Raw genomic sequence first — 6,544 nt, forward strand, 5'->3', positions numbered from 1 at the left:
AGCCATTGGCACATTACCTTCGCTATCAGGCGGAGAACCCTATCCATCTCTTTACCCTAACTAAGTCTGCATAAACAGCGATATAGGAGTACAAAAATATGAACACGATTAAGCAAGGACACCTATATTCTGTTGGCGTCGGGACCGGAGACAGCGAGCTGCTGACGCTCAAAGCCGCGCGTTTGATTCAACAGGCCGATGTTATTGCGATCCCTGAAAAGAACAAAGGTAAAGCTGATTCTTTTGCCTGGGAAATTGTCACTGGAGCAATTCCTGACGCGCAGATTAGAGGTGAGCGTTGCTTCCTGCATTTTCCGATGACGCGGGATGCTTCTTTGAATGTCCCGGCCTGGCAGGCCGCGGCCAGACAAATTCTGGACTATCTGAATCAGGGAAAATCCGTTGTCTTTGTGACAGAAGGTGATCCGTCTGTATTTAGCACCTGGGCTTACGTTCAGGAAGAACTGGCAGAACTAAAACCGGAACTTAAACCAACGATTGTTCCTGGTGTGACGTCTATTACGGCGGTACCTGCGGCAACCAAGATCCCCTTGGCTGATGGTCAGGAGAGGTTCTGTGTTGTACCAGCCACTTACGGTATTGAATGTTTGTCAGAGCTTGTTCATGACTTCGATACCATCATGTTGATCAAGGCTGGCCGTATGATCCAGAAACTTGCGGCGAAGCTGGAAGAGCTTGGCCTTCAGGATTGTGCCACTTATGTCTCTCATGCCAGTACAGACAAAGAAGAGATCTACGCCAATCTCAATGATGTTCCGCCAGAACATCGCTATTTCTCAATGGTTCAGCTTTCAATTCGTGCTCGCAAAGGCATTTTACGAGGCAATGAGTCTATTGAGGCTAAAGCGAGTTAATGATGATGAAGTTAGCGATTTACGCAATAACCGTTAATGGGGCAAAACAGGCTCTGCGTCTGAAACGTGCTTTGCCGTATGCGGATGTCTTTGTCTCTGAGGTGGGAATAAACGAGTGCGAGTCTGCCCAGCCATTAACGCTGCCTCTATCTGGCTTTGTCGAAGAGAAATTCAGTCAATATGACGGCCATATCTTTATCTTTGCCAGCGGCATTGTCAGCCGGGTCATCGCACCTCTGCTCGGGGACAAACGTACCGATCCTGCTGTTGTGTGCCTGGATGAACAGGCAAAGTTCGCCATTTCCATGCTTTCCGGCCACCGAGGCGGAGCCAACGAGCTGACCGAGCGTGTGGCTTATATTGTCAAAGCCACTCCTGTGGTGACTACGGCATCGGATGTGTCTGAAAGTGTGTCTGTCGACATGCTGGGGGCACCATTTGGCTGGTATCTGGATCCTTTGACAGAAAGTGCCATTACCCCGGTATCTGCGGCAGTGGTGAACGACCAACCTGTTGCCATTGTTCAAAGTGCTGGCGAGAAAGGCTGGTGGACATATGAAAAACGTATGCCTGCCCACATTATTTGTCATGACGAGCTTGAGGCGCTTGATGCCGATGAATATCAGGGCGCGATCCTGATCAGTGATGAGAAGCAAATCGATCTCGAAAAGTGGCAAAACAAGCTGGTGTTGTGGCGTCCTAAATCGATTGTTCTCGGTATAGGCTGTGACCGCAATACACCGGTATCAGTTCTGAAAGCGGGTCTGGCAGCTTTTAGCGATGAATTCAATATCAGCCTGGCGTCGGTTTACGGGCTAGCCAGTATTGACCTTAAGGCAGATGAGACAGGGATCATCGAGCTTGCTGAAGAAAACCAGTGGCCTTTCCACACGTATGCACCGCAAGTACTGGACACAGTTAAAGGCATAGAAAAGCCGTCCGAATACGTTAAGAAAGTGACAGGCAGTTGCTCGGTTTCAGAAGCAGCGGCACTGAAGCTAAGTCATACAGAAAAGCTTGTTGTCTCTAAATGGACCTTTAAACAAGACGGTTTCAATATGACTCTGGCCTGTTGCCGCAGGGCATTTTCAGAGTCATTGGTTTGGCAAAACAGAAAGAACTGGTTTGGCAAGAAAAAGCACGGTGGCCATGGTCGTCATGGTATGGCAGATCAATCAAATGCTGCGCCTCATGAAGAGCCAATTAAGGTCAATGCTTACGGCAATGAAGTGGTCGATGGTTACCAGTGCAAGCCTAAACACCCGGATCTCAATCGTCCCATGCTTTACCACCGCCACCATATTCTTCTTTGTGAAGGCGGCCGATGTGCCAAGGCTGGCGGTAAAAACCTGGCGCATGAGCTGCGTGGGTTGCTTAAAGAGATGGGGTTGGCGTCAGGCAACAAGCGAATCAAAGTGAGCAGGACGCTATGTGCCGGGGCGTGCCGTAACCGTTCGACGATGGTCATCTATCAGCGTGACGCAAGCGAAACAGCATCAGTGAATAATGCGCATTGGCTACGCAATATTGAAAAGCTGTCAGAAAACCAATGGCGAGAGCTATTTCTGGCTCTAGCACAAGACAAACCAATTACCCAATTACTCGACCCAGATTATTTTGCGCCTATAGCTGCGCCTTCAGGAGATGAACAATGAAAAGGCTACGACACTACACCAAAGGGACAGCGATTGTACTGAGTTGCTTTGGCTCTGTGGTAGAACAAAAGCGCTACCTGGAATTGCAGGGAAAGGTTGCCGAGCGATACCCCCACTGTGAAGTAAGGATCGCCCTTAGTTCACGTATGGTTATAAAGAAATTAAAGCAAGACGGGGATGAGTATCAGCACCTCCCTGCTGTGTTGGCTAATTTGGATTTGGAAGGATACCAGCGAATTCTGGTTGTTTCGTGCTACCTGTTCCCTACCGATGAGCATAAGCAACTGGTGCAGATGGTCGAGGGCTTCCGTCAGTTTTCGTTGTCTAATATCGAATATACGCCAGCGATTTTGCATCACACCCATATGGCAAACAACCTACTGGCTGGTCTAAATAAACGCTTTGAAAGTGGAAGTGATATAAATTTATTCGTTCACCACGGGGCGCCATATCTTGATAACGCGGGCCATCAGGCCATCGGATATTGCGACAGCCTGCTAAGCCAGCTGTCGGATAAAAACCTTACCTGCTCGCTGGAAGGCGCATGGCCGTTTGATCTGGTTTCTCCTGCCATTAAGAAACGTATAGCCCGAGTTGATTCCCCGGAAAAGGCAATGCTGCGGATTATTCCATTGCTGCTTGTATCGGGTAACCACTTCGTGAAAGACATGGTAGAGATCAAAGCTAAGCTTGCTGAGTGTTGTGATGTCCAGTTGGCACAAAACGAGAATAGCGAGTCATTTAATCTTCTAGAGACGAAAGAAGTGACCGATATTATTTTCCTGCAAATTGCCGAGGGATTGGTTCGCCTCAAAGTACCCGCTGAGGAGGCTTACCATGGCTAAGTTATCGCTTGTTGGATTGGGGCCTGGAAGCCTTGATCTTATGTCACTCCGTGCTCAGGAAGTGATCCGCAATGCCGATGTTGTTGTCGGCTATGGTTTGTACGTCAAACTGATCGCGCCGCTTATCACTAACCAAGCGCTAGTTCGCAGCGGTATGACTAAAGAGTGGCAACGCGCTGACTGTGCTATTAAGCATGTTCAGGAAGGGCAAAATGTGGCGCTGGTCTGTTCGGGGGATGCAGGCATGTATGCCATGGCGCCGCTGGTTTTTGAGCTTATCGCCGACCAATCTCTGCAAATTGACGTTGAGACTATTCCTGGGATCACCGCGGCAAATGCCTGTGCCTCACTGGTCGGTGCGCCATTGGGGCATGACAGTTGCACGATTTCACTTTCTGATCTGTTAACGCCCTGGGATGTGATCACTAAAAGAATTGAAGCGGCGGCAGCAGCAGACTTTGCCATCACCTTCTACAACCCGCGCTCCAAGAAGCGCCAGAACCATATTATTGAAGCTCAGGAGATACTGCTAAAACATCGTACTCCACAAACGCCTGTTGCCGTGGTTAATGCCGCTTATCGCGATGATCAATCGGTACAGCTTTCTACGCTGGAGAAGTTTACCGAGTTGGAATTCGGTATGAATGCTGCCGTTATCGTGGGTAACAGTAGCAGTTACCGATTCGACGACTGGATCGTCACGCCCCGTGGCTATAAGAACAAATACACCTTAGAAGATGGAACGACCCTCGCGGGACAAACTCCGGGACGTTCATTAAAACAAGAAACTGAAAGCAGTAAGGAACGAGTATGACCGTTTATTTTATTGGCGCAGGTCCGGGCGATCCGGACTTAATCACTGTCAAAGGAGCAAAGCTGGTCGAAACGTGTCCGGTTGTTTTATATACCGGCAGCTTGGTGCCGAAAGCGGTTATTGAACGTGCTCGCCCTGATGCTCTGGTGCTTAACTCTGCTGATATGGATCTGGATGCGATCACAGCGGTTTATACCAACGCTCAGGAGAATGGCCATGATGTTGCCCGTGTACAGACGGGTGATCTTTCCATCTATTCTTCGCTTGCCGAACAGACGCGTCGACTAAACCAGCTTGGAATTGACTGGAAGGTTATTCCAGGTGTTTCTTCCTTCCAGGCCTCAGCGGCGGCGCTTGGGCAAGAGCTGACACTGCCTGAAGAATGCCAGACCATTATCTTGTCTCGTGCATCCGGTCGTACACCGGTTCCGGAGAAAGAGAACCTTAAATCGCTGGCAGCCCACGAAGCAACACTTTGCCTGTTCTTGAGCGCGACTTTGATTCGAAAAGTAGTCAGAGAGCTTAGTGACGTTTATCCGCAAAACTGGCCAGTAGCGGTTGTGGAAAAAGCCTCCCACCCCGAGCAGCGGATCTTGCGCGGAACGCTGGCAGATATCGCAGACAAAATGCATGAAGCCAATATCAAGTCCACGGCGATGATTATTGTTAGCAAGGTATTTGCCATCGACGATTTCGTCGATTCCAAACTATACGATCCAAGCTTTTCGCACGCTTGCCGTAAAGCGACTGTCGTTGAAGAGAACAGTGTAACCAACCCAGCAACAAAGAGTGAAGGCATCCAATGAGTAATGGCAAAGTCTATCTGATCGGTGCGGGGCCGGGCGATCCGGCATTATTAACCTGTCGTGCCAAACAGTTATTAAGTGAGTGTGATGTTGTTTGCTACGACAAGCTGGTGAGTGCCGCAATTCTTGCCAGCGTGCCGGATCATGTAGAGCTTCATAAGGTGGGTTACCGTGGTTATCAGGGGTGTCATATTGATTACGGCATGCATCCTGATGTGATGGAGTTTGCATTGGCAGGAAAGAGCGTTGCCCGCCTGAAAGCCGGCGATCCGTGTATTTTCGGTCGTACTACGGAAGAGTGCCGCGATCTGATTGCCAATGATGTGCCTTACGAGATTGTACCGGGGATCACGGCTGCCTTGGGTGCGGCAGCTTATTCCGGCTTCCCGCTAACAAGTGGTGGCGTGGCCTCCAGTGTGACGTTTGTAAGCGGCCACCAACATTCTAAAACGATAGCTTCATGGGGTGAGCTAGGTCGTGCTGGTGGCACTTTAGTTCTCTACATGGGAGCGAAAAAGTTGGCCGAACATGCCAAAAACTTGATTGCCAATGGCCGAAACTCTGAGACGCCCGTTGCCTTTATCTCCTCTGCAACAAGTGCCGATCATCACTGTATTACCGGTACGCTGGCTAATATTAGTGAACGAGTCGATATGCTGGAGCAAACGGGGCCTGCTTTGGTTGTAGTGGGTGATGTGGTTGCCCAGAGCAAAGAGCTCGACTGGCGAAAAAGCTTGCCGTTAGCGGGTTCGCGCTTTTTGGTTTGCGGTTCGCATAACGGTTTGTCTCATATCACCAACAGCGGTGGCGAAGTGATTAATGTTGCTAAGCTACCAACAGAGTCTTTTGTTGATGAAGAAGATCTTGCCTTCTTTAGCACTCAACAAGAGCTGGCTTTTGATAACTTAGCCACTTTCGAACTTTGGTGGCAGGCATTAATTGAGCATGAGTGGGATATCCGCCAGTTCTCAATGCCAATTAGCAGCAATGATGAATCTGTGCGCCAGGCTCTGACTCAGTATGGGATCAGGGCTAAACAAACGAGTGAACAGGCACTGATTCTGACACTTGACGCGAGCAAAGTATTTGGCGAGCAGAAAAACTACTATCAAATCGGCTGTCGGAAAAACAAAGCGCTTGGTTATGATTTACCGCAAGTTGATTGGGTGCTGGTTGAAGATATTTCCGTCGTACAGTCAATTATTGAATATCATCCCGAAGCGCTAGTGAAAGCCAAGCTGGTTCCTCTCAATAAAGAAGTAAGCCGTTGGGCGCTTGAAAATGGCTACCTCTCCAAGGAAGGCGCTCAATTTCTAGAACCGATTAGCGATTCAGCGTTGAGTGCACTTGAACGGCTAACAGACAACGAGTGTGCTCATGTTGCCTGAAGCTTCTTTGAGCGCGAGTTCGAGCCTGTTAATCAGTGCACTGATTCTGGTTGCCAGTCTGTGGCTGGATAAATGGCTGGGTGAGCCCAGCCGTTTCCACCCTCTGGTGGGCTTTGGCTGGTTGGCAAAAAAGTGTGAGTGCTGGTGTCGGAGCATGCCGT

Annotated in this window: 6 protein-coding genes; all 6 read left to right on the forward strand. The window is 49.4% G+C overall.

Going from position 1 to position 6,544, the window contains the following annotated elements; translation table 11 throughout:
• The first annotated feature begins 98 nt into the window (after positions 1-98).
• From cobI to cobA, 6 genes are read left to right on the forward strand one after another with little or no spacing between them, the layout of a single operon-like run.
• Positions 99-875: a precorrin-2 C(20)-methyltransferase gene (cobI, locus tag MHN01_RS12790; protein WP_239411695.1), complete on the forward strand. Its 777-nt coding sequence runs from the start codon at positions 99-101 to the stop codon at positions 873-875.
• Positions 875-2,530, forward strand: coding sequence for a cobalamin biosynthesis protein (locus tag MHN01_RS12795; RefSeq protein ID WP_239411696.1), 1,656 nt, complete (start codon positions 875-877; stop codon positions 2,528-2,530). Before cobI ends, MHN01_RS12795 begins: the two co-directional genes overlap by 1 nt.
• Positions 2,527-3,375, forward strand: a complete 849-nt coding sequence (locus MHN01_RS12800; RefSeq protein WP_239411697.1) for a sirohydrochlorin cobaltochelatase — start codon at positions 2,527-2,529, stop codon at positions 3,373-3,375. The genes MHN01_RS12795 and MHN01_RS12800 overlap by 4 nt, the downstream gene beginning before the upstream one ends.
• Complete coding sequence (gene cobJ, locus MHN01_RS12805) at positions 3,368-4,189, forward strand: precorrin-3B C(17)-methyltransferase (protein WP_239411698.1); 822 nt, start codon at positions 3,368-3,370, stop codon at positions 4,187-4,189. Before MHN01_RS12800 ends, cobJ begins: the two co-directional genes overlap by 8 nt.
• The gene (gene cobM / locus MHN01_RS12810) at positions 4,186-4,995 is read left to right on the forward strand and encodes a precorrin-4 C(11)-methyltransferase (RefSeq protein ID WP_239411699.1); all 810 of its coding nucleotides are present in this window, start codon (positions 4,186-4,188) and stop codon (positions 4,993-4,995) included. Before cobJ ends, cobM begins: the two co-directional genes overlap by 4 nt.
• Positions 4,992-6,383, forward strand: a complete 1,392-nt coding sequence (gene cobA / locus MHN01_RS12815; RefSeq protein WP_239411700.1) for a uroporphyrinogen-III C-methyltransferase — start codon at positions 4,992-4,994, stop codon at positions 6,381-6,383. Before cobM ends, cobA begins: the two co-directional genes overlap by 4 nt.
• The last annotated feature ends 161 nt before the right edge of the window (positions 6,384-6,544 follow it).

The sequence above is a fragment of the Photobacterium sp. OFAV2-7 genome (genome assembly GCF_022347985.1).
In the GTDB taxonomy this organism is placed as follows: domain Bacteria; phylum Pseudomonadota; class Gammaproteobacteria; order Enterobacterales; family Vibrionaceae; genus Photobacterium.

What these genes read in the sequence shown, in the direction of transcription:
- cobI (WP_239411695.1), top strand. Translation starts at nt 99, where the DNA reads ATGAACACGATTAAGCAAGGACACCTATATTCTGTTGGCGTCGGGACC.
- MHN01_RS12795 (WP_239411696.1), top strand. Translation starts at nt 875, where the DNA reads ATGATGATGAAGTTAGCGATTTACGCAATAACCGTTAATGGGGCAAAA.
- cobM (WP_239411699.1), top strand. Translation starts at nt 4,186, where the DNA reads ATGACCGTTTATTTTATTGGCGCAGGTCCGGGCGATCCGGACTTAATC.
- cobJ (WP_239411698.1), top strand. Translation starts at nt 3,368, where the DNA reads ATGGCTAAGTTATCGCTTGTTGGATTGGGGCCTGGAAGCCTTGATCTT.
- cobA (WP_239411700.1), top strand. Translation starts at nt 4,992, where the DNA reads ATGAGTAATGGCAAAGTCTATCTGATCGGTGCGGGGCCGGGCGATCCG.
- MHN01_RS12800 (WP_239411697.1), top strand. Translation starts at nt 2,527, where the DNA reads ATGAAAAGGCTACGACACTACACCAAAGGGACAGCGATTGTACTGAGT.